Genomic DNA, 19409 nt, shown 5'->3' with positions numbered 1-19409 from the left:
CAGCAACCCAAATCACCCCCTCTGCCTACCTTTGCTTACGGCATTAACTGCGCCAGCTGTTGCCAAACAGCAGTGACACCCCAACCGAGATCCCCAATGCCATCAAAATGTTGGGTAAATTTGCCCCCCAAATTGCCACACACACCGCCACGGTTACTGCCGCCCACAATAGGGTTTCCAAAAGCCAAGTGCCCATCGTTACTCTCCGTTGTGATTGATGGGGCCAGCTTAAACCTCGAAGGTAAAGTTTTGGTTATCAAGGTGCGAATTGGATGCTGGTGCGGTATTGCCCCTGCTGCTGGTGCACCTGATAGGCCCAGCCTTGGATGGCACAGATCCGCTCTACCAGCACCAAACCAATGCCAAAAGAGGTTGGCTGCAACTCAGGCGTTGGCGCCGGTTCACAGGCATTAATTAAACGGATCCCTTGCGGCTCCAGTTGAATGTCGATGCCGCCTTCGCTGCAGTGTTGCATTGCGTTTCGAACCAAATTAGTCAGCACAATGTGCAGCAACTCTTTGGGTAGCTGCAGTGTCGAGTGAGTGGCGTCCATGGTTACCGTTACCGCTTTGCCTTCAAGCAAATAGCGCTGGCTGTCGACAACCTCCTGCAACAGCAGCGGCGCGTTTATGCCCTCGTTTGCTTGCTCGGTGGCGGCATCACGACTGAGCCACAGCAAAGTGGTGATCAGCGTTTGCATCGACGACACCGCTCGCTCAATGCGCGCGACCGCCCGCTGGCCAGCGCCGGGCAACTGTTGCTGCAAGCGCGTTAGCATCTCGCCACTGGCCGAAATGGTGGCAACTGGGGTACGCAGTTCGTGACTGGCGGCACTTAAGAAAAAACTTTCCCGTTCAATCGCCTCGCGCTCGGCCTTGACGCTGGCGACTAACCGCTGCGCTAACCCATCCACTTCGCGATAACGCAGCCCCGATAGGGTATCGCTGTCGTCCAGATCCAGCGATTTCGACCAGTGTGACAACCGTAAAATCGGCTTGGTTAAGCGGTGGATCAGCAGCCGCATCGCCACAAACACCAGCAGCAGAAGCAGCGCAATCAGCAGATAAAAAGCGTTAAATTGCGCCGTCGCCTCCGGCGGGTGCTGTTGGTACAACGCAAGGTAGAGCGCTTCATCGTATTGCGATACCACATACAGATATTGCTCGGTGCCGTCGATTTGATGCAGCGCAGCGTAGAGGTATTGGCCCTTACCTGCGGTTTCAGCCGCAAGGTAAGTTTGATATATCGCGCCAGGATAAAACGACGCCCAATCGAACTGCTGTTGAAACAGGCGCGGCAACTGCGTCCAGTCGGTGTAGATCTGCAGCGTATTGCTCTGATATTGCGGCAGTTGGCCACTGCTGACGTAGTGCTGCTCGGCCAACTTTAGCTCATACAAAAAGCCATATTTGGCGGATTCGTTCAGCCCCACTTCGTAACTGTGATTGATCATCAACAGGTAGATCCCACTGAGCAGCAGTACGATGCCAAACAGGTAGAGATAGATGTCACGCTGGATGCTGACTTTACTGATGCTGGTCTCACTCATGCTAGTTTGCTCATTCTGCTTCAACCCTTAGCGCCACTCCAACCCCATGCACGGTTTGGATCAGCTTACGCTCGAACGGCGCATCCACCGCTTGGCGTAATTTAAACAGATGCACCTTAACGCTATCTGGGCTGGGCAGTTCATCGCCCCACGCCGCCTGCTCTAATTTGGCACGCGCGACCACATTTGGGCTGTGCTGCATTAAGCACACCAGCATCTTCCAGCACAGCGGCGGCAACTTTAACGGTTGCCCCGCCCGACTGGCTTGGTGGCTGTCCAGATCCAGCTGAAGATCCGCCACCTTAAGTTGGGTAAGCCGCCCCTGCGTACGCCGCAACAGCGCCTGCAAACGCATCTTCAACTCCGCCATCGCAAACGGCTTAACCAGATAATCGTCAGAGCCCGCCTCAAAGCCGCTGATCTTATCCTCTAAGCGATCTCTGGCGGTCAGCATCAGCACCGGTGTACTGATGCCGTTATCCCGCAGCGCTTGGCACAGATCGATGCCGTCCATCTTGGGCATGTTCAAGTCGGTTAGAATGATGTCGTATGGCTGTGCCAAGGCCAGATTAAGCCCCGCGGCGCCATTGTAGGCAAAATCAAACTCGTAGCCTTCTAATGCCAAATAGTCACTGATCGCTTCCGCCAAATCGCGGTCATCTTCGATCAGGAGCGCGTTGATGATCATCCTCTTTACTCCGAAGCTGTTGCCACGCCCAAATCGGTGGCTTTATCAATAAATTGCAGCGGTAATGCCAATTGGGCGCCTGCCACAACTGCTGCCCAAGGCGCCAATAACCATGAAAATAGACTTTCAAGGGGTTTACCGAATTGATCCGAGGGAAGATCCCATAGCGCACGGTTTCCTCCTCTTTGGCAAAGGTGCCAAAACATCGATCCCAAAGGATGAGGATCCCCGCGTAATTTTTGTCCAGATACGCTCGGTTGGTGGCGTGGTGCACCCGATGGTGTGATGGCGTATTAAAGATCGCTTCAATCGGACAGGGCAAGCGCTTCACCGCTTCGGTATGCAATAAGGTTTGGAACAGTTGCACCACCGTTTCACACAGCAACACCAGCAAGGGGTTAAAGCCAAGCAGCACCAACGGCAGATGAAACAAAAATGGGAACATCCAATCAAGCGGGCCAAAACGGTACGCCACCGAAAGATTGAAGTACGGTGAGCTGTGATGCACCGAATGGGTGCCCCAAGCCAAACCATTGCTGTGCAAAAAGCGGTGCTCCCAGTAGTAAGCCAGATCCGCCAGCAACAAACAGCCGAGGATGGTCCAGCCGTTAATCGGCAACGGCGTGATGGCAAAGTGTTCGTAGGCGTAAAAGAACCCACCAACGTAAGCCAATCCAACCACAAACACCGTCGCAATAAGCAGCGCTAAGGTAATAAAGTTGGTGATGCTGTCGCCCAGCAGATCCCAGCTGAGTTGGCGCTTAATGGCGTAACGCAGCAGCTCCAGCATAAAGAGCGCTAACGCCAACAACAGAAAGTTATCATTAAGCCAAGTTTCCAAATTGATGACGTTGGCTTCACTCCACGCTTGCGACATCCATTCCATCAGCGACGCTCCTGCGCAACGTTGCCGTAGTACACCGTCAATTCACTCTGATTGGGTAAACCATGTTGATTGAGATCGTGGATCTCTACAACCGCCGCAACCCCGCGGCCATAATCAATTTGCTGCCACGCCTGCGTTAATGTCTCGGCGCTGTGGTTACCCGTTGCCAACAAGGTGGTGCCGAGCCGCTGCGGTACCAAGGCGCGGCGATGCTCAGCAGCAACCGCAATGGTGATATCAGCATCGGAAAAATCGGGGTTAAAGTTGTTGTAGCGCACCAACAGTTGCTGCTTGGCGGTTAACGGTTGTTGTTGCTGCTGATAAAACTGTACCCACATCGCGGGGGTCTCGGTTAATGCTATCCGTCGCTGCAGCAAAATAGTGGCGCTGCTGGCACTGGCCAACGCCGGTTTCTGTGCGGCCACTGTGGCGGCTTGTGCCGAGGAAAACTGCAATGCCACAACCACTGCGACAGCGATCGCTGCCGTAATCAATAATGATCCACCAAGATTCATCGAACTCTCCTTTTTAACCGTCGTAATGAATTTCGCCATCAGGTTAAAAGAGAGCAGGTAAACAAAAGGTAACCAAGCCAGTGGAGGAGTTGTTACGGATGGACGTTTATTGCGATAAATTCATGTGGCCACAGGGTAAAATGCCAACAAGCCGCGCCAGAACCGCCATTTTAGCGGCACCACGCCAAAAATAATCATTAGCAAAACTAATCTGGCACAGGTAGTTTTTCTCGTTTGTTGCAGTGCCGATTCACCCCTACAATGCATCGCATATCGGAGACCCTGGCTAGTCAGACAGATTCCGGCGTATTTGAGTTTGAGCACTTCAAGTACGTACCCTGGTTCTTTTGCTTAACTTCCTTGTTAGATTATTGATTGAATTTCAATCCTGCCCGCTGATGATAATCGGCGGGCTTTTTTTTGCTTATTTTTCAATAACAAAAAACACCGCGCTCGGCGGTGTTTGTCGATCAGAATAACCCCAACGCCTAAGCGTTACGATTCCACCACCGGCAGCGGCGCTAACTGCGGCATTGGTGCCGCCACCCCGGCGGCTAAGTACGGAATGATCCGTCGCAACACCGATTCAACGTTATTGGATTGGTCGTAATCCACTTTGGCAATGTCGGCTAAAGCATCAAATGAGCTCATGGTGAACACCAAAGTACCCAAGGTAAAGTGCAAGCGCCAAAACACCTCCACTGGCGAAACATGGGGCGCAGCTCGATTCACCACCCGAGATAAACTGGAGAGCACTTCACCGTGATTGGTTGTCACAAACCAGCGCAAATGGCCTTGGCTTTCAATGTAGCCTCGCCCCAACAGCTGCAAAAATATCGCGGTGCCGTTTTGCCGCACTTCGTTGGCCGACATCAATGGCTCAACCAAGGCTTCAAACACATCTTCTAGGGTCAGTTGCGGCTGCTTGGCAAGGCGCGCCAAGGCTTGCAGCATCGCCGGCATGGAGTGATCCAAATAGCGGGCAAGCACCGCTTGGATCAGCTCTTTCTTAGAGCCAAAATGGTAATTGACCGAGGCCAAGTTGACTTCCGCCTTGCTGGTAATCAAACGCAACGACGTTTCCGAAAAGCCACGCTCAGCGAACAATCGCTCGGCGGCATTTAGGATCCTGTCTTTGGTAGTCAACCGGTTAGCCATGATTCAATTTCCACGCTGTTAAAATTAAACGTTCGTTTAAAATAAGCGGCGCAGTATGCACTTGTCAAAATTGAACGCGCTAACCGGCTTAGAAAGTGGCGCTTTAGAACGAAATATTCTTATTACATAAGAAATCCATCGAACGCTATCTCAGTAAATCCTGCCCCAGCGACCACACTGATTAGCGCCTCGTACGATGGCGCATCTCCCTTGGACTCGGTGAACCCAATCTGTCTTTCCACCGAGTCTTTTTTCTTTAGTCGGCGGCGCTTTTTTCTCGGCGCCTGTTCCGATACCATAGCGACGCCCATTAACAAAGAAAAAACAACAGGGACAACATCGTGCAACACTCTTTAAAATGGATTTTAAGCGCCAGCTGCGTCGCCGTTTTATCCGGCTGCGCCAGCACCACGGCCGACAGCAACATTGAACCCCAGCAGTTCATTAACGACGCCGAGCAAGACATGGCGGTTACCGTAGAGAAAGCCGGCCGCGCCGAGTGGATCTACTCCAACTTCATCACTGAAGACACCGCCGCCTTAGCCAGCGAAGCTGGGCAGATGTACACCGAAAAAGCGGTACATTATGCCTCGGCCGCAGCCCGCATCGACACCAGCACCCTAACCCCAGCCGAGCGACGTAAGCTCGATATCCTCAAGCGCGCCCTCACCCTGCCCGCCCCAACGGATCCCGACAAAAGTCAGCGCATGGCGCAACTGGGTACAGAACTGAATGGCTTGTACGGCAAAGGCCGTTTTTGCCTCAGCGAAGATAAGTGCTTAAGCCAGCCACAGCTGTCTTCCATCATGGCGTCAAGCCGCGATCCCGAGCAACTGAAACAGGTGTGGCAAGGTTGGCGTGAAATCGCCAAGCCGATGCGGCCGCTGTTTGAAGAACAAGTGGCGCTGGCCAACGAAGGGGCGCAATCGCTGGGCTATGACAACGTCGGTGAACTGTGGCGCAGCAAGTACGACATGCCTGCCGAGCAGTTTCCACAGCAGCTTGATGGCCTCTGGAATGAGGTAAAGCCTTTGTACGAAGCGCTGCACTGTTACGTCCGCGGCGAACTGAACGCCGAGTACGGCAATGACGTTGTTCCGCTCAATTCACCGATCCCAGCACACCTGCTGGGGAACATGTGGGCGCAGCAGTGGGGCGACATCTACCCGGTGGTGGCTCCGGCCAACATGCCTGGGCCCGGTTACGATCTGACCCAGCTGCTGGCCGAGCATAACTACGATGAAAAGAAGATGGTGCAGCAGGCTGAAGCGTTCTTCACCTCAATGGGCTTCGAGCCACTGCCGCAAACCTTCTGGGAGCGGTCGCTGTTTGTTGAACCGCAAGATCGCGACGTGGTGTGCCACGCCTCGGCTTGGGATCTCGACAACGAAGACGACATCCGCATCAAGATGTGCATTCGCAAAAACGGCGAAGACTTCAAAGTGATCCACCACGAATTGGGTCACAACATTTACCAGCGCGCTTACAAGAACCAACCGTTCCTGTTTAAAGACAGCGCCAATGATGGCTTCCACGAAGCGATTGGCGACGTTATCTCACTGTCCATCACCCCCGATTACTTGCAGCAGATTGGCCTGATTGAGCAAGTACCCAGTGCTGAATCCGACATTGGCCTGTTGTTGCGCCAAGCGTTGGATAAGGTCGCGTTCCTGCCGTTTGGGTTGATGATTGATCAGTGGCGTTGGAAGGTGTTCTCTGGCGAAATCACCCCAGAAAACTACAACCAAGCGTGGTGGGATCTGCGCCAGCAGTACCAAGGCGTAATGGCGCCGGTTGAGCGCAGCGAAGCGGATTTCGATCCCGGTGCTAAGTACCACGTACCAGGCAGCGTGCCGTACACCCGTTACTTCTTAGCGCACATTCTGCAATTCCAGTTCTACCAAGCGCTGTGTGAAGAAGCGGGCAACACCGGCCCTATCCACCGCTGTTCGATCTACAACAGCAAAGAAGCCGGCGCAAAGCTGAACACCATGTTAGAGATGGGCTTAAGCCAGCCATGGCCGCAAGCCTTAGCGGCCGTTACCGGCAGCGAACAGATGAGCGGCCAAGCCCTGCTGAACTACTTTGCCCCGCTGCAACAGTGGTTGGATCAGCAAAACCAAGCGGCGAATCGCCAGTGTGGTTGGTAAACCAAACCCCATAAGCTGCAAGCCGCAAGACAAAAAGGAGCGCCTCGGCGCTCCTTTTTATTGCATCGGCGTCGCGGTTTTCTGCCCACCCTGATGGCTTTGAGCCCAGTAACGACAAATAGTGGCGCTCCCCAACCGTGCCCGCCGCGAAGAAGCCCACAAGCAATGCTACACTGCGGCTCATCTCCCCTTCGGCTCATACGGAATTTTGCATGACCCAACACGCCCACATCGCCACCTTGGCACTGGCCAACGAGCACGGCCAAGATCAGCCCATTGAACAGCTGCTGCAACAGGCACAGCAACTGCAACAACAAGGTGTGGTTGAACTGCATCTACATAGCAGCAATGGCTGTGCTTACGGTGCCAATAACGCGGCGAACCAAACCACGCCACCGCTGTTCCAACTGTGCCAACAACTGACGCAACTGGGCATGTGGCTGCGACTGCCGCTGTGCCAGCCCAGTGCCAATCTGGATGAACTGATGCCGCTGATGGCCACTGGCCAAGTGTTGCCCTATTTCGAGCTGGACTACGTTCACCCAAGCCCAGAGTTACTGCCCGAAGGCCACCCAGCGATAGAGATTAACACCTTGGATCAACTGGATTACTGGCGCGAGCAGTGCCCAGATCTGGTGGTACGAGGCCACGTACTGATCGGCAACGATACCCCCGCCCAGTTTGAGCTACTGCAAGATTGGTTACTGGCCGCGCAGCTGGATCAGCTCGAGATCCACACCTGCGGCGACGCCACCGTGGCCAGCTTGCGTCAGCAGCAGCTGCTTGAGCAACAAGAGCCCATCAGCGCCAGCAAGCATTACAATCGAGTGGAAGATGAGATGCTGATCTTGATTGACAGCATTGGCGAGGATGGCGCCATTGGCCGTTACTTTGGCCAAGCCTACGGCAATGGCCAAGTAACCATCGCCGGCGAATACGACATTAACCCCGGCGATCTGGTATGGGTTGGCATCGAATTTGCCGATCACTTAAACCTGTATGGTGTGTTGCTCGAAGAGGAGTAAGCCACATTTAGGCCAGGCAGGAGGGGTTATATTGCTCACGCGGTGTCGCCACTTCTGCCAAGCTGCTTACCTGCGGCAGCGTCGCGATGTCCACCCCCAGCATGGCGGCAATCATGCGGCAACTGAATTGCCAATGGCGCAGCTGCGCCTGCTGCAGTTGCGCACCGTAGATGTCGAGCATCATCGGCTCCATCATGGCCGGTGCATCAGCAAACATGCACAGCATCCACTTCACCTCATCCACCACCAAGCCCGACAAATAGCCCTGCTGTTGCACCTTGGTAAGCTCTCTTTGCATCAGTTGTTCAATGCAATCTGGCATGCTGTTAAAGATCACGAACTTCTCTGGATCACCACGAAACGCATCGGACATCAGTTTCATTAAGCGTGGATCATTTAGGTGCGACGCCAGTAACGTCGACAACAATTGAAAGAAGCGTTCGTTCGGTTGCAACGACTCATCCAGATGCCGCAATAGGTATTCCAGCTCTAAGTTGACGTCGTCGACGATCAGTTCACAAATTCGATGCCAAATCTGCAACTTATTCCCAAAGTGGTGCCGGATCAAACCGTGAGAGACCTGCGCCGCTTCGGCAATTTCACGCACTGAAACCGCTTCAAAGCCCTTATCTGCGAACAGCTCTACCGCTGCACAAACAATGCTATCTCTGGTCTGTTGAGCCGACTCGGCACTTTGCCGTCCGCTTTTCTTTGCTGCCATAAATCCACTCTCTGTTTAGACGCCGCACACTATACCACAATGATGGGATTTGCCGATTGCTATACGTTTGTGTAGCATATGCACTATACAAGTGGATAGTAAACTAACCTGATGTCGAGCACCACACCATGTTAATTCAAAATCGTTATGCCTTAAGTGCCATGCTGTTACTGCTGTGCAGTACCGCAACGCACGCCAACGTTCCCCCACAACCCGCCACTACCGAAGCGCTCAACCAACCGGTCAAAGCCTTTGAAATTCGCCCAATCAGCACCATTGCGCCGTTTGCCGCCGAAGTGGAAGCCAGCCATCACGCCAAGATGGCGTTTCGGATCCCAGGGCAGTTACAGCAGATGTGGGTTCGCATGGGCGACTACGTACTGGAAGGGCAACTGTTAGCCGAGCTCGATCCCACCGATTACCAGCTTGCTTTACAAGCGCGGCAGGCCGAATTTGATCTGGCGACCATACGCGCTACTCGCGACCAACAGCTGTTCACCCAACAGCTGATCAGCGAAGATCAGTTTGATCGCAGCCAAACCGACATGATCACCGCCCAAGCGCGTCTGCGCCAAGCCAAGGTGGATCTGGACGACACCATTTTGCGCGCGCCTTTTGACGGTTACGTGGCTTACACCATGGTCAAAAATGGCCAAGTGATGGCCGCCAATAGCGCCATCATGACCATCGAAAATAACGACCAACTGGATGTGCGTTTTAACTTGCCGGTGCCATACGCTACCCCCGGTCAAGACGCATTAAGCCACGCACAGATCCGCTTTGGTCATTTAAGCCAGCGCCACCCCGGCGCTGCGGTAAAGGAGTTTGCGTCCCAACCGGATCCTGACACCAACAGCTACCGCATCACCCTAACCCTGCCCCGGCCCAACAACGTTAATGTGCTGACTGGCATGAACGCGTGGGTTGAACTGCTGCCCACCAGCCTAGAGCAGCCCATTGCCCTGCCAGCTGGGGCGCTGTTTAATCGCCAAGCGCAGCAGGCTCAGGTATGGAAAATCGACAGCAACAACCGCCTGCAAGCGGTCACCATCACCTTAGACAGCAACAACAAACTGTTGAGTGGCCTTCGCCCCGGCGATCGCATCGTTGCCGCCGCAACCAAGCAACTGCAACCACAACAGCAAGTGCGAGTGTGGCAACGTGAGCGAGGGATCTAAGATGCACAAATCTCTGCTCATCACCCTTATCGCCAGCGCCCTGTTAAGCGGTTGCAGCAAACCGGAAGCCGAGGCCGTTATTGCGCTGCAGCCGGTCAGCACCTTGACCTTAGCCGCCCCGCAACAGCTCAATGAGCGGGTGTTCACCGGCCAAGTGGCGGTGGCCGAACTGACCCCGTTGGCGTTTCGCATCAACGGTAAATTAGCCGACGTTTCGGTACTGCCGGGGCAACAAGTAACCCAAGGCCAGCCATTGGCGCGCCTAGATGACGCCAGCATCCGCCAGCAATGGCACGATGCCAACGCCCAACATCAGCTATTGCAACGCAACCTGCAACGCAGTGCCCCCATGCTGCAGCAGCAGTTATTGGCGCAGTCCGAATTTGATGAGTTGAGCGCCCAAGCGCGCTTGGCCAAAATCACCTTAGACATGGCAGCGGCTCAGCTGAAGTACAGCGTGTTACGTGCCCCCTTCAGCGGGGTGATCAACCAAGTCGACAAAGAGCAATTTGAAACCGTTGCGGCCGGCGAAAGCGTGCTCACCATCTACCGCAATGATCGCATCGATGTGGAAGTGCAGCTGCCAGACACCCTGCTGCTGGGCGCAACGGCGTTACTGCGGGATCGCAGCTATCAGCCGTTAGTGCAATCCGATGCCCACCCACACCCTTTGCCGATGTCGTTTCTAGAACAATCCCTGCAACTGGATCCAAACAGCGGCGCCTTCAGTGCCCGCTTAACCGCCGATGCCGCCACCGCGCTGCTGCCTGGGGAAGCGGTTAAAGTGCGCGTCGACATGGCTGCCGCGGGGTTGCCACAAGTAAAAGGCTTTCACGTACCGCTAACGGCCATTGAAGCCAACGGCAGCGACGGCGGTTTCCGAGTGTGGCGCCTAGAGCAACAACAGGTGCAACCGCTCACCATCGCCATTGAACGCATCGATCAACACGGCGCGTTGATCAGCGGCGCCCTCGCCCAAGGGCAACAATTGATCAGCAGCGGTTTATCCCAGCTGCGTCCTAATCAGCACGTTGAGGTGGTTTCCAAGGAGTCTAAGCCGCAATGAACATCGCCACATATTCCATCAAATTTCGAGTGATCAGCTGGTTATTTCTGATCCTGCTCGCCATTGGCGGCGCCAACTCGTTCCTAAATTTAGGCCGATTGGAGGATCCCTCCTTTACCATTAAAGAAGCGATGGTGATCACCGCCTACCCGGGCGCCACCGCCGAAGAAGTTGAAGAGGAACTGACCTACCCACTGGAGCGGGAGATCCGCCGCCTGCCCTACGTAGATAAGATCACCTCGACCTCGGCGCCGGGCTTGTCGCAGATCATGGTGACCATGAAAATGGAATACGATGAGTTTGAGCTGCCGCAGATCTGGGATGAACTGCGCCGCAAAATTAACGATTTACGGCCACAACTGCCCAGCGGCGCCGCGCCGCCGTCGATCATGGATGACTTTGGCGACGTTTACGGCATGCTTTATCTTGTCACCGGCAACAACTACCAATTTGACGATCTAAAACAATACGTGGATGGCCTGCGCCGCGAATTAGAGTTGATTGAAGGCGTTGGTAAAATCAGCATTGAAGGCGATCAGCAAGAACAGGTGTTCATCGAACTCTCGCTGACCCGCCTTGCCGCCCTCAACTTGGATATGCGTAATGTTATCCAATTACTGACCGAACAAAACGCGGTGCTTGATGCTGGCCAGATGACCATCAGCGGCGAATCCCTGTACTTGCGCTTAACCTCGCAAGGCTCCAGCATCGATCCGATCATTCACGGCCGCGATTCGGGGCAATTGGTGCGGCTCAGTGATGTGGCTACCCTGAAGCGCGGTTTCCAAGAGATCCCGCAACATCTGCTGCGCTACAACGGCCAAAATGCCCTAAGCCTTGGCATCGCTTTCTCCAAAGGGGTGAACGTGGTCGAGGTGGGCAGCGCGGTGGATCAACGCTTAAACGAACTGCTGCAAGATCGCCCTGTGGGCATTGAACTGAACTCGCTGTACCACCAACCGCAAGAGGTAGAAAACTCCGTTAATGGCTTCTTGATCTCATTAGTTGAGGCGGTCGCGATTGTGGTGCTGATTTTGCTGTTCACCATGGGTTTTCGCAGTGGTTTGATCATTGGTGCGGTGCTGCTGCTGACCATGCTCGGCACTTTTATCGCCATGGAATATCGCGACATCGAACTGCAACGGATCTCGTTGGGCGCGTTGATCATCGCCTTGGGGATGTTGGTGGATAACGCCATTGTGGTGGTGGAAGGGATCTTGGTGGGGCTGCAACGGGGTCGCACTAAGCTGCAAGCCTGTGCCGACATCGTCAAGCAAACTCAATGGCCGCTATTGGGCGCCACCGTCATCGCCATTGTCGCGTTTGCCCCGATTGGGCTATCGCCCGATGCCACCGGCGAATTTATGGGCTCGTTGTTTTACGTGCTGTTGTTCTCGCTGTTTTTAAGCTGGGTTACCGCGTTAACCCTCGCCCCATTTTTAGCCGACATGCTGCTGCAAGCCCCCAAAGCCGATCAACAGACTGTCGATCCCTACGCGGGCAAGCTGTTTGGGGTGTTCCGCTTCTTATTACGCTCAACCCTGCGTTTTCGCAAAACCACCGTGTTGGTGATGGTGTTGATGTTGGGGGCGGCACTGGGTGGCTTCAGCCAAGTGAAACAAGCGTTCTTCCCGCCGTCCAACACACCGATGTTCTATCTGGACATGTGGCTGCCTGAAGGCAGTGACATTCGCCAAACCGAAGCGGTTTTAAAGCAGGTTGAACAATACGTATTGGCCCAGCCACAAACCGAATTTGTCGCCAGCACCGTCGGCCAAGGTTTACCGCGCTTTACCCTAACCTACGCGCCGGAGAAGTCTTACGCCTCTTATTCGCAGATGGCGATCCGCAGCGCCGATCTAGACAGCATGATGGCACTGGCCAAACAGCTGGATAAAGAGCTGCCGCAGCGCTTCAGTCAGGCTCAGTTCCAAACCAAATTGATGGAGTTTGGCCCCTCGCCAAAATCGAAAATTGAAGCTCGATTAAGCGGTGCGGATCCAAAAGTGTTACGCCAGTTGGCCGCGCAGGTTGAAGACATTCTGCGCCAAGACAGCGGCGCCCGTGGGGTACGCCACGATTGGCGCGAACACACCAAAGAGCTGCACCCCGTGGTGGATGAATCACAGGCGCGGCGCCTTGGGATCAGCAAAGATGCCATTGCCCAAACCCTGAAGATGGCCTTTGGTGGCACCGTAGTAGGCACCTACCGCGACGGCACCCGCATGCTGCCAATTGTGACTCGCTTAGAGCAACAGTATCGCGACGACTACGCCACCTTGGATAACCTGAAGATCTTCAGCCCCAGTTTGATGCACTATGTGCCGTTGCAGCAGGTGGTGCGTAAGGTTGAACTGGTGGCCGCGGAATCTCTGATCCAACGAAAAGATCGCAAACGCACCATTACCGTGCTGGCCGATCACAACGTGCTGGGGGATGAAACCGCCGCCCAACTGTTTGGTCGCATTCGACCGCAGGTTGAAGCGTTATCGTTGCCCCAAGGGTATCAGCTGGAATGGGGTGGAGAGTATGAAAGCTCGAACGACGCCCAAACCATGCTGTTCTCGTCGTTACCGATGGGCTACCTGTTTATGTTCATCATCACCGTGTTACTGTTTAACTCGTTCCGTCAACCGGCGGTGATCTGGTTTACCGTGCCGCTGTCGCTGATTGGCGTCACCATCGGCCTGTTGATCACCAATCAACCGTTTACCTTTACCGCCTTATTGGGGCTGTTGAGCTTAAGCGGCATGATTTTGAAAAATGGCATCGTCCTGATGGATCAGATCAACCTAGAGCTCACCAGCGGCAAAGCCCCGTACCAAGCGTTGATCGACAGCGCCATCAGCCGCGTGCGGCCGGTTACCATGGCCGCCATGACCACCATCTTGGGCTTGGTGCCACTGGTGTTTGATGCCTTCTTTGCCTCAATGGCGGTGACCATTATGTTTGGTTTGGCCTTTGCTACCATCCTCACCTTGGTGATCGTACCCGTGCTGTACGCTCTGTTGCACGGAGTAAACGAGCCCGCCGCGATGAACTAAGCACTCGGCAGCAAGCGCTGCGGCTCAAACACAACAACGCCCGCATAATGCGGGCGTTTTTTTATATCGGGTTACGGCTACTTTTTTTGGTGGCGTTCACGGTTTTCCAGCTTCTCGCGGGGGCTTTTCTTCATCAAAACATACACCGCGCCCGTGCCGCCATGGTGGGGCTGGGCACTGTGAAACGCCAGCACCTCCGGCACGCAGGGCAGCCACTTCGCCAAGTAACTTTTTAAAATGCCGCGAAACGGTTTTGAATGCAGCCCCTTGCCATGCAGCACTAACGCGCTGCGAATGTCGGTACGCTGACAATCGCTGACAAATTGCAGCAAGGCGGTGCGCGACTCCGCCACCGACAACCCATGCAGATCCAAACGGGCATCAACGCTGTACTTACCCAAGCGCAGATTTTTGTACACCCCGTGCTGCATGCCGCCGCGCGTCCAGCCAATAATGTCTTCTGGATCCACTAACTCAACCGCTTCAAGGGTCAGCTGATCCTCTTGCTGTTCGCTGCTGGCCTGTGCCGCAGCACGCCGTGCCAGCTGGGCTTCGGTCACTTGTTGGCGCTGGTGTTGGGCACTCTTATCGTTGCCAACCAACGGCTGTACGTCAGCCATCTCCGCCAGAAAGAGATCTTGTTCATCGTGGGTCATATGCTAATCCTGCGGTTGGCGGTTGGTGATGCCAGTAAGTATACCGAGGCCGAGCGCAAACCCAATGCTGCGCCGTGCGGATGCTGTTAAACCGAACAACTGGCACTGCGTCTCACAAATTGTAAAGCTTTTCCACTTTACAAAAATTGGCGGCAAGCCAAAATAATGCCAATCCCAACAACTTAGAGGTCGATTTGCGAATTTCGAACTGGCTGTTCGCTCTAGTGGCGATGCCGCTGACAGTCATGGCTACCAGCGACAACGATTCCATCAATAACGTGTACCAGCGGTTTACGCAGGCGCATCAGGAGCTGGATGTGGCCACGCTGAAACAGCAGTACCATAACGATGCGTTAATGATGGGGATCTCTGATAAACAGCCCTTCGTTGATGGTCGCAACGACATTCTTGCCGCGTACAACAAGTGGTTTACCAAGGTTGAAAAACGCGACGCCAGCATTGAGATCCGTTTTCGCTGCAGCAATCGCATCGTCCACGACGACATCGTGATTGATGCCGGTTACTACCAAATGCGTTATCGCCCACCCCACGACAGCGGCGAGCCTACCTCGCAATTTGGCGGTAAATTCCTATTCACCTTTATGAAAAATGAACAAGGCCAGTGGCAGATCTTGGCTGACTCCTCCAATCGGGTGCAACAGGAACTGTTTTTGCAGTCAAAACCGGTTGCAGGCTTGGTTTACGATGACGCTTTCGAGACAATGCCGTCCCCTGTCGTTAAACCGAAAAAACCATGAGCCATTGTCCTTGTGGCAGCAAGCAAGCCTACGCCGATTGCTGCCAGCCTCTGCACCAACAACAACGCCCAGCCCAATCCCCCCAACAACTGATGGCATCGCGCTATTGTGCTTTTGTGAAAGGGGAAGCGGCCTATCTATTACGCACCCACCACCCCGAATTTCGCGGCCAATTAACGGAAGCGGAACTGGCACAAGCGTGCCAAGAAACCCAATGGCATGCGCTGCAGATCGTCGATTTCAGCCAACAGCAGGATCAAGGGGAAGTGGAGTTTTGCGCTTGGTATAAGCAACACGGGAAGTTGCAGGCACTGCACGAACGGTCGCGCTTTAGCTGCGAGCAAGGTTTATGGTATTACCGCGATGGTGACATTAAGCCAAACCCCGCCCTACCCGGCCGCAACGATCCCTGCCTTTGTGGCTCTGGCAACAAGTTTAAGCGCTGCTGCGGTTAAACCAGGTAAGATTCGGTCAATTTGCTTTCAAACTGCTGCGCTGGGATCGCTTTACTGTATAGGAAGCCTTGGATCTCATCGCACAGATGGGTACGCAAAAACTGCTCTTGGTAGCCGTTCTCGACCCCTTCAGCGGTAATGCTCATGTTCAAGGCTTTGCCCATGGCGATGATCGCCGGCACAATTTGTCGGCTCTCTTTCGAGTGCTCCAGATCCGCCACAAAAGAACGGTCAATCTTCAGCTTTTGCACCGGCAGCTGCTTTAGGTAACTCATCGAGCTGTAACCGGTACCAAAATCATCGATCGCCAGCACCAAGCCTAATTCGCCCAGTTGATCGCACAGCTGGCTAACCGATTCCACATCTTCCATCAAGGTGTTTTCGGTGATTTCCAACACAAAACTGCCGGGCTTCACCCGATAACGATTAAGCTGATTCCAGCAGATCTCGTAAAACTCTTCGGCCAGCAACTGTTTAACCGACACGTTGACGTGCATCTTCAGATCCGGCCAGCGGCGCTGCCACAAATACAGTTGATACAGCGCCGATTCCAGCACCCAGCGACCAATCGGTTCAATCAAACCACTGCGTTCGGCAATGTCGATAAAGCGCCCAGGAAAAAGCAGCCCTAAGCGGGGATGTTGCCAGCGGATCAACGCTTCGGCTCCGGAGATCTGCGCCTCTTTCACGTCGATCAACGGTTGGTAGTGCAGCACCAGTTGCCGCCGCGATACCGCCGAGGTCAGTTCCACCTCAAGCTGCGCCTGATCCAAAAAGGACTGCTGCAGTTGGCTGTCGTACAGCTGGAAGAATCGGCCGTTTTTCGCTTCGGCCATCGCCATATCCAGCGCGGCCAACGGGGTGATCTGGGTTGATAGGATCTGCAAGTTCAACCCAGCCACGGTGGCATCAATCCGATACTGCTGACCACCAATGATGATTTCGGCGCTTAAACGCTTGCCGATCATGGTGGCGATCTGCTCACAGCTTTTGTTGGGCTCGGCGGTAAACGCCAACACAAATTCATCGGCACCGATGCGATAAACCCGCTCGGTCCCTAAAATGTCGCCACAGTTACGTAAACGTCGTGCCACTTCTTGCAGCACGCCATCGCCAACTTGCTCGCCGTACAGATCATTAAAACTGCGGAACCCCTTCACATCCACCAACAGCAACAACGACAGTTCCCGTTGCTGAATGTGGCTAAGAAAACGCGCTCGATTAGAAAGCCCCGTTAAGGCGCAGTTCCACGCCAGCAGTTCTAATTCATGCTGATGACTGCGAGCGCCGGAGATGTCTTCCGAGATGATCAGTAAGTATTCGCACCCATCAACGTCAATGGCGTCAATCTGATAGCGGAACCAATGGGTGCGGCCGTCTTGGCTGACTAGGCTCATTTCGCCATCGGCGTGCTTGTCGGCAAGCACCTGATTCATCACAACTTCAGCTTGCTCTGGGGCTTGTTCGAAGGTACGTAGGGTGCGTACCGATTGGCCAACAATGCGTTCAATCGGGCGGCCAGAAAAGCGCACGTGCGCGCGATTAGCAAACACAATTTGCAACGTTTGGGCGTCCACCACCAACAGCCGTTGATTGGTTTGCTCGATGGCGTAACGAAAGAGCAGATTCTGGGCTTGCTGCTCTAACTGCCGAGTCTTATTGAGCTCGTCCGCCAGATCGGTGGCCACTTGCTGCAAGCTGATGATGACATCAGGCCCCCAACTGCTGGGTTGATCGAACTCTAAGGTGATCAAGCCCTGCAATTCGCCATTCACTTCAATGCCAACGGCCAATAACGAATGGGTTCCTTGGGGAATAAAGAATTGGCGATTAAAACCAGAGGTGGCCGGATGCAGTCGCGCCGCTTCGGCAGCCAGCACTCGATTGCTCTCAAAGTACTGGAAAAAAATGGGGTAGTTGCGGCGGGTAAGACTTACTTCACCGTAGTAACCATTGCGTTCCGAGACACGACAGACCGGCAGTAACGCCGACTTCTCATCGGAAAACAACCATATACCACAAGTGATCGACTGATAATCTTGGTTTATCTGTATCGCAGCTTGTTGGGCTGCCAAGGCAAAATTGCCGTCACTGGAGGCGGATGTAGCAGATTGCTCTGCCGCCGATTCAGCTATCGATAACGCCATAGATTAGTCTTACCTGACAACAAAAAACAGGGGCTACAGTATCCTGTAGCCCCTGTTTGATCAATGCTGTCACCGTGTTTTTGTCGGCTTACGCGCCCATCTCAAAAATCAGTCGCTCAGCCGCGCAACTAAAGACGATTGTGCCTTTGATTGCATTTTCTTCGGCGTGCCACTGTGCACTGCCGCTTACTTCGGCAAAGCGCGCTTGAGCACGGCTTAACAGCTGCTCAAATTGGGCTGTGCCCGCCGCTTCATCCGCAGCGTTAAAATCGATGTCTAAGGTGTTATCTTCGGCTGAAATTACGCTGCCAATATCAGCGTAAGCGCCACAGCAATCCGCTGCAGTGTGGTCGTGTTTCAGGGACATAATGTGCCTCTACAGATCTGAATCGGGGAAATTGGCGTTGATTATAGGGTGAGCACCAACAATGACCGTGATTACGATCACAGCCACTGGGTTCAACATGGCCACAGCTTCGATAAGGTTAATCGATAAAACCACAGCCTGTTCGCCCTCAGGAATTGCCCGTTCTCGCTCAAGCCGTTACCAAATCGCAGCAGCGACGCATGCAAAACCGCAACCACACAGGAAGCAAGCCAGAGTGCCGCTTATACTATAGATAACTGACTGGGTTTTGAGGTTCGCCCCCAAGCTGGGATGCCGAGGTTGCGATCAAAGGCGTGCTACAGAAAAGGGAGAGATTGGGCGAAAGGGTGCAGAGTCAAGCCGCGTACAGTGCCGCGCTTTGCAAGCGCTGTTGAGCAATTAAATTGGCCAGATCCATCTGTTGTGGAAAGGTGGTCATCTGCTTAGCGACTTGTTCGCGCTTACTTTGCCACGGCTCGGCGTTTTCCAACGCTTGCTGCAACCCAACCGGATGTTCACCGCGTAAATCCAACGGCTCCGGTTGCAAACAATGTTGTAAGCGGCTTTGGGCCAGCCCACCCTGGTGGAAGGCGTCGGCATTGGCTTGGGCTCGGCTGTCTTGCTGATATTGCTCAGTTAATGGCTGCGGCTCAGACAGTTGCATCTGCTGGCGTAATGGCAGCGCTTCGCCTTGGTCATCTTTTTTGAGCTGAAATTGGCTTTGAAAACGAACATCTTGCACCATCATCGCCAGCAGCAACGAAAAATCCCCACGGCGATCCTGCTGAACCGCTTGGCTCAGGGAATCTCCGAGTTGTAATTCGTTGACTAAAATGGCGTCAGTGCGCATAGAAAATATCCAAAAACAAAGCGTTCATAAGGTTTATCGGGCGAAAGCATTAAAACTTTAGAAAAAAATTGCTCTTTTGGCTTTACAGCCCAAACGAAATTGATAGTATACGCCGCACTTGTGGAGGGGTTCCCGAGTGGCCAAAGGGACCAGATTGTAAATCTGATGGCACTGCCTTCGATGGTTCGAATCCGTC

The 19409-nt window shown here is 54.0% G+C and carries 19 protein-coding genes; 7 read left to right on the top strand and 12 right to left on the bottom strand.

Annotated features, from left to right (window positions below; translation table 11 throughout):
- Nucleotides 1-43: 43 nt before the first annotated feature.
- The 6 genes from Q0796_RS17100 to Q0796_RS17075 all read right to left on the bottom strand — a co-directional run bounded on the left by Q0796_RS17100 (nucleotide 44) and on the right by Q0796_RS17075 (nucleotide 4796).
- Nucleotides 44-196, bottom strand: a complete 153-nt coding sequence (locus tag Q0796_RS17100) for a hypothetical protein (RefSeq protein WP_298445407.1) — start codon at nucleotides 194-196, stop codon at nucleotides 44-46.
- Nucleotides 197-256: 60 nt separating this feature from the next.
- Complete coding sequence (locus tag Q0796_RS17095; protein ID WP_298445405.1) at nucleotides 257-1549, bottom strand: HAMP domain-containing sensor histidine kinase; 1293 nt, start codon at nucleotides 1547-1549, stop codon at nucleotides 257-259.
- A gap of 10 nt (nucleotides 1550-1559) precedes the next feature.
- Complete coding sequence (locus Q0796_RS17090; RefSeq protein ID WP_298445403.1) at nucleotides 1560-2237, bottom strand: response regulator transcription factor; 678 nt, start codon at nucleotides 2235-2237, stop codon at nucleotides 1560-1562.
- Nucleotides 2206-3123 carry a sterol desaturase family protein gene (locus Q0796_RS17085; RefSeq protein ID WP_298445400.1) on the bottom strand — a complete coding sequence of 306 codons (918 nt, stop codon included), beginning with the start codon at nucleotides 3121-3123 and terminating at the stop codon, nucleotides 2206-2208. The genes Q0796_RS17090 and Q0796_RS17085 overlap by 32 nt, the downstream gene beginning before the upstream one ends.
- The gene (locus Q0796_RS17080) at nucleotides 3123-3638 is read right to left on the bottom strand and encodes a hypothetical protein (RefSeq protein ID WP_298445397.1); all 516 of its coding nucleotides are present in this window, start codon (nucleotides 3636-3638) and stop codon (nucleotides 3123-3125) included. The genes Q0796_RS17085 and Q0796_RS17080 overlap by 1 nt, the downstream gene beginning before the upstream one ends.
- Nucleotides 3639-4133: 495 nt before the next feature.
- A complete protein-coding gene (locus Q0796_RS17075; protein ID WP_298445396.1) occupies nucleotides 4134-4796 on the bottom strand; it encodes a TetR/AcrR family transcriptional regulator in 663 nt (220 codons plus the stop codon).
- Between the two features lie 341 nt (nucleotides 4797-5137).
- Between Q0796_RS17075 and Q0796_RS17070 the strand changes: the two genes are divergently transcribed.
- Both Q0796_RS17070 and Q0796_RS17065 read left to right on the top strand, forming a co-directional pair.
- The gene (locus Q0796_RS17070; RefSeq protein ID WP_298445393.1) at nucleotides 5138-6946 is read left to right on the top strand and encodes a M2 family metallopeptidase; all 1809 of its coding nucleotides are present in this window, start codon (nucleotides 5138-5140) and stop codon (nucleotides 6944-6946) included.
- A gap of 212 nt (nucleotides 6947-7158) precedes the next feature.
- Nucleotides 7159-7971 (top strand): hypothetical protein, encoded by an 813-nt coding sequence (locus Q0796_RS17065; RefSeq protein ID WP_298445391.1) that lies wholly within the window; start codon nucleotides 7159-7161, stop codon nucleotides 7969-7971.
- A gap of 7 nt (nucleotides 7972-7978) precedes the next feature.
- On the opposite strand, the gene Q0796_RS17060 is transcribed toward Q0796_RS17065, so the two are convergent.
- A complete protein-coding gene (locus Q0796_RS17060) occupies nucleotides 7979-8692 on the bottom strand; it encodes a TetR/AcrR family transcriptional regulator (RefSeq protein ID WP_298445389.1) in 714 nt (237 codons plus the stop codon).
- 128 nt (nucleotides 8693-8820) lie between these two features.
- On the opposite strand from Q0796_RS17060, the gene Q0796_RS17055 reads away from it, so the two are divergent.
- Genes Q0796_RS17055 through Q0796_RS17045 form a run of 3 tightly spaced genes read left to right on the top strand, consistent with a single transcriptional unit; the run spans nucleotide 8821 to nucleotide 13980 of the window.
- The gene (locus tag Q0796_RS17055; protein WP_298445386.1) at nucleotides 8821-9870 is read left to right on the top strand and encodes an efflux RND transporter periplasmic adaptor subunit; all 1050 of its coding nucleotides are present in this window, start codon (nucleotides 8821-8823) and stop codon (nucleotides 9868-9870) included.
- A 1-nt stretch (nucleotide 9871) separates the two neighbouring features.
- Entirely contained in the window at nucleotides 9872-10936 is a 1065-nt protein-coding gene (locus tag Q0796_RS17050; protein ID WP_298445384.1) for an efflux RND transporter periplasmic adaptor subunit, read from the top strand.
- On the top strand, nucleotides 10933-13980 hold the full coding sequence (locus Q0796_RS17045; protein WP_298445382.1) for an efflux RND transporter permease subunit: 3048 nt from the start codon (nucleotides 10933-10935) through the stop codon (nucleotides 13978-13980). The genes Q0796_RS17050 and Q0796_RS17045 overlap by 4 nt, the downstream gene beginning before the upstream one ends.
- 77 nt (nucleotides 13981-14057) lie before the next feature.
- Here Q0796_RS17045 and smrA read toward each other — a convergent pair whose 3' ends face one another.
- Nucleotides 14058-14636 (bottom strand): DNA endonuclease SmrA, encoded by a 579-nt coding sequence (smrA, locus tag Q0796_RS17040; protein ID WP_298445379.1) that lies wholly within the window; start codon nucleotides 14634-14636, stop codon nucleotides 14058-14060.
- 245 nt (nucleotides 14637-14881) lie between these two features.
- Here smrA and Q0796_RS17035 point away from each other — a divergent pair, with 245 nt between their 5' ends.
- Both Q0796_RS17035 and Q0796_RS17030 read left to right on the top strand, forming a co-directional pair.
- On the top strand, nucleotides 14882-15394 hold the full coding sequence (locus Q0796_RS17035; protein WP_298445377.1) for a nuclear transport factor 2 family protein: 513 nt from the start codon (nucleotides 14882-14884) through the stop codon (nucleotides 15392-15394).
- Nucleotides 15391-15849, top strand: a complete 459-nt coding sequence (locus tag Q0796_RS17030; RefSeq protein ID WP_298445375.1) for a YchJ family protein — start codon at nucleotides 15391-15393, stop codon at nucleotides 15847-15849. Before Q0796_RS17035 ends, Q0796_RS17030 begins: the two co-directional genes overlap by 4 nt.
- Here the strand turns inward: Q0796_RS17030 and Q0796_RS17025 are convergent.
- The 4 genes from Q0796_RS17025 to Q0796_RS17010 all read right to left on the bottom strand — a co-directional run.
- The gene (locus Q0796_RS17025) at nucleotides 15846-17996 is read right to left on the bottom strand and encodes an EAL domain-containing protein (RefSeq protein ID WP_298445372.1); all 2151 of its coding nucleotides are present in this window, start codon (nucleotides 17994-17996) and stop codon (nucleotides 15846-15848) included. The genes Q0796_RS17030 and Q0796_RS17025 overlap by 4 nt on opposite strands.
- Before the next feature lie 88 nt (nucleotides 17997-18084).
- Nucleotides 18085-18363 carry a DUF406 family protein gene (locus Q0796_RS17020; protein WP_298445369.1) on the bottom strand — a complete coding sequence of 93 codons (279 nt, stop codon included), beginning with the start codon at nucleotides 18361-18363 and terminating at the stop codon, nucleotides 18085-18087.
- A 355-nt stretch (nucleotides 18364-18718) separates the two neighbouring features.
- Nucleotides 18719-19213 (bottom strand): VC2046/SO_2500 family protein, encoded by a 495-nt coding sequence (locus tag Q0796_RS17015; protein ID WP_298445368.1) that lies wholly within the window; start codon nucleotides 19211-19213, stop codon nucleotides 18719-18721.
- Nucleotides 19192-19409: hypothetical protein (locus tag Q0796_RS17010; RefSeq protein ID WP_298445365.1), on the bottom strand; the 218-nt coding region annotated here is incomplete at its 5' end. The genes Q0796_RS17010 and Q0796_RS17015, both read right to left, overlap by 22 nt.

Origin of the sequence: uncultured Ferrimonas sp., from assembly GCF_947489035.1 — a bacterium.
Taxonomy (GTDB): Bacteria; Pseudomonadota; Gammaproteobacteria; order Enterobacterales; family Shewanellaceae; genus Ferrimonas.
Note: the sequence above shows the minus strand (reverse complement) of the source record. Positions and strands in the feature narration are given on the sequence as shown.

What these genes read in the sequence shown, in the direction of transcription:
- Q0796_RS17100 (WP_298445407.1), bottom strand. Translation starts at nt 196, where the DNA reads ATGGGCACTTGGCTTTTGGAAACCCTATTGTGGGCGGCAGTAACCGTG.
- Q0796_RS17095 (WP_298445405.1), bottom strand. Translation starts at nt 1,549, where the DNA reads ATGAGTGAGACCAGCATCAGTAAAGTCAGCATCCAGCGTGACATCTAT.
- Q0796_RS17090 (WP_298445403.1), bottom strand. Translation starts at nt 2,237, where the DNA reads ATGATCATCAACGCGCTCCTGATCGAAGATGACCGCGATTTGGCGGAA.
- Q0796_RS17085 (WP_298445400.1), bottom strand. Translation starts at nt 3,123, where the DNA reads ATGGAATGGATGTCGCAAGCGTGGAGTGAAGCCAACGTCATCAATTTG.
- Q0796_RS17080 (WP_298445397.1), bottom strand. Translation starts at nt 3,638, where the DNA reads ATGAATCTTGGTGGATCATTATTGATTACGGCAGCGATCGCTGTCGCA.
- Q0796_RS17075 (WP_298445396.1), bottom strand. Translation starts at nt 4,796, where the DNA reads ATGGCTAACCGGTTGACTACCAAAGACAGGATCCTAAATGCCGCCGAG.
- Q0796_RS17065 (WP_298445391.1), top strand. Translation starts at nt 7,159, where the DNA reads ATGACCCAACACGCCCACATCGCCACCTTGGCACTGGCCAACGAGCAC.
- Q0796_RS17060 (WP_298445389.1), bottom strand. Translation starts at nt 8,692, where the DNA reads ATGGCAGCAAAGAAAAGCGGACGGCAAAGTGCCGAGTCGGCTCAACAG.
- Q0796_RS17055 (WP_298445386.1), top strand. Translation starts at nt 8,821, where the DNA reads ATGTTAATTCAAAATCGTTATGCCTTAAGTGCCATGCTGTTACTGCTG.
- Q0796_RS17050 (WP_298445384.1), top strand. Translation starts at nt 9,872, where the DNA reads ATGCACAAATCTCTGCTCATCACCCTTATCGCCAGCGCCCTGTTAAGC.
- Q0796_RS17045 (WP_298445382.1), top strand. Translation starts at nt 10,933, where the DNA reads ATGAACATCGCCACATATTCCATCAAATTTCGAGTGATCAGCTGGTTA.
- smrA (WP_298445379.1), bottom strand. Translation starts at nt 14,636, where the DNA reads ATGACCCACGATGAACAAGATCTCTTTCTGGCGGAGATGGCTGACGTA.
- Q0796_RS17035 (WP_298445377.1), top strand. Translation starts at nt 14,882, where the DNA reads ATGGCTACCAGCGACAACGATTCCATCAATAACGTGTACCAGCGGTTT.
- Q0796_RS17030 (WP_298445375.1), top strand. Translation starts at nt 15,391, where the DNA reads ATGAGCCATTGTCCTTGTGGCAGCAAGCAAGCCTACGCCGATTGCTGC.
- Q0796_RS17025 (WP_298445372.1), bottom strand. Translation starts at nt 17,996, where the DNA reads ATGGCGTTATCGATAGCTGAATCGGCGGCAGAGCAATCTGCTACATCC.
- Q0796_RS17020 (WP_298445369.1), bottom strand. Translation starts at nt 18,363, where the DNA reads ATGTCCCTGAAACACGACCACACTGCAGCGGATTGCTGTGGCGCTTAC.
- Q0796_RS17015 (WP_298445368.1), bottom strand. Translation starts at nt 19,213, where the DNA reads ATGCGCACTGACGCCATTTTAGTCAACGAATTACAACTCGGAGATTCC.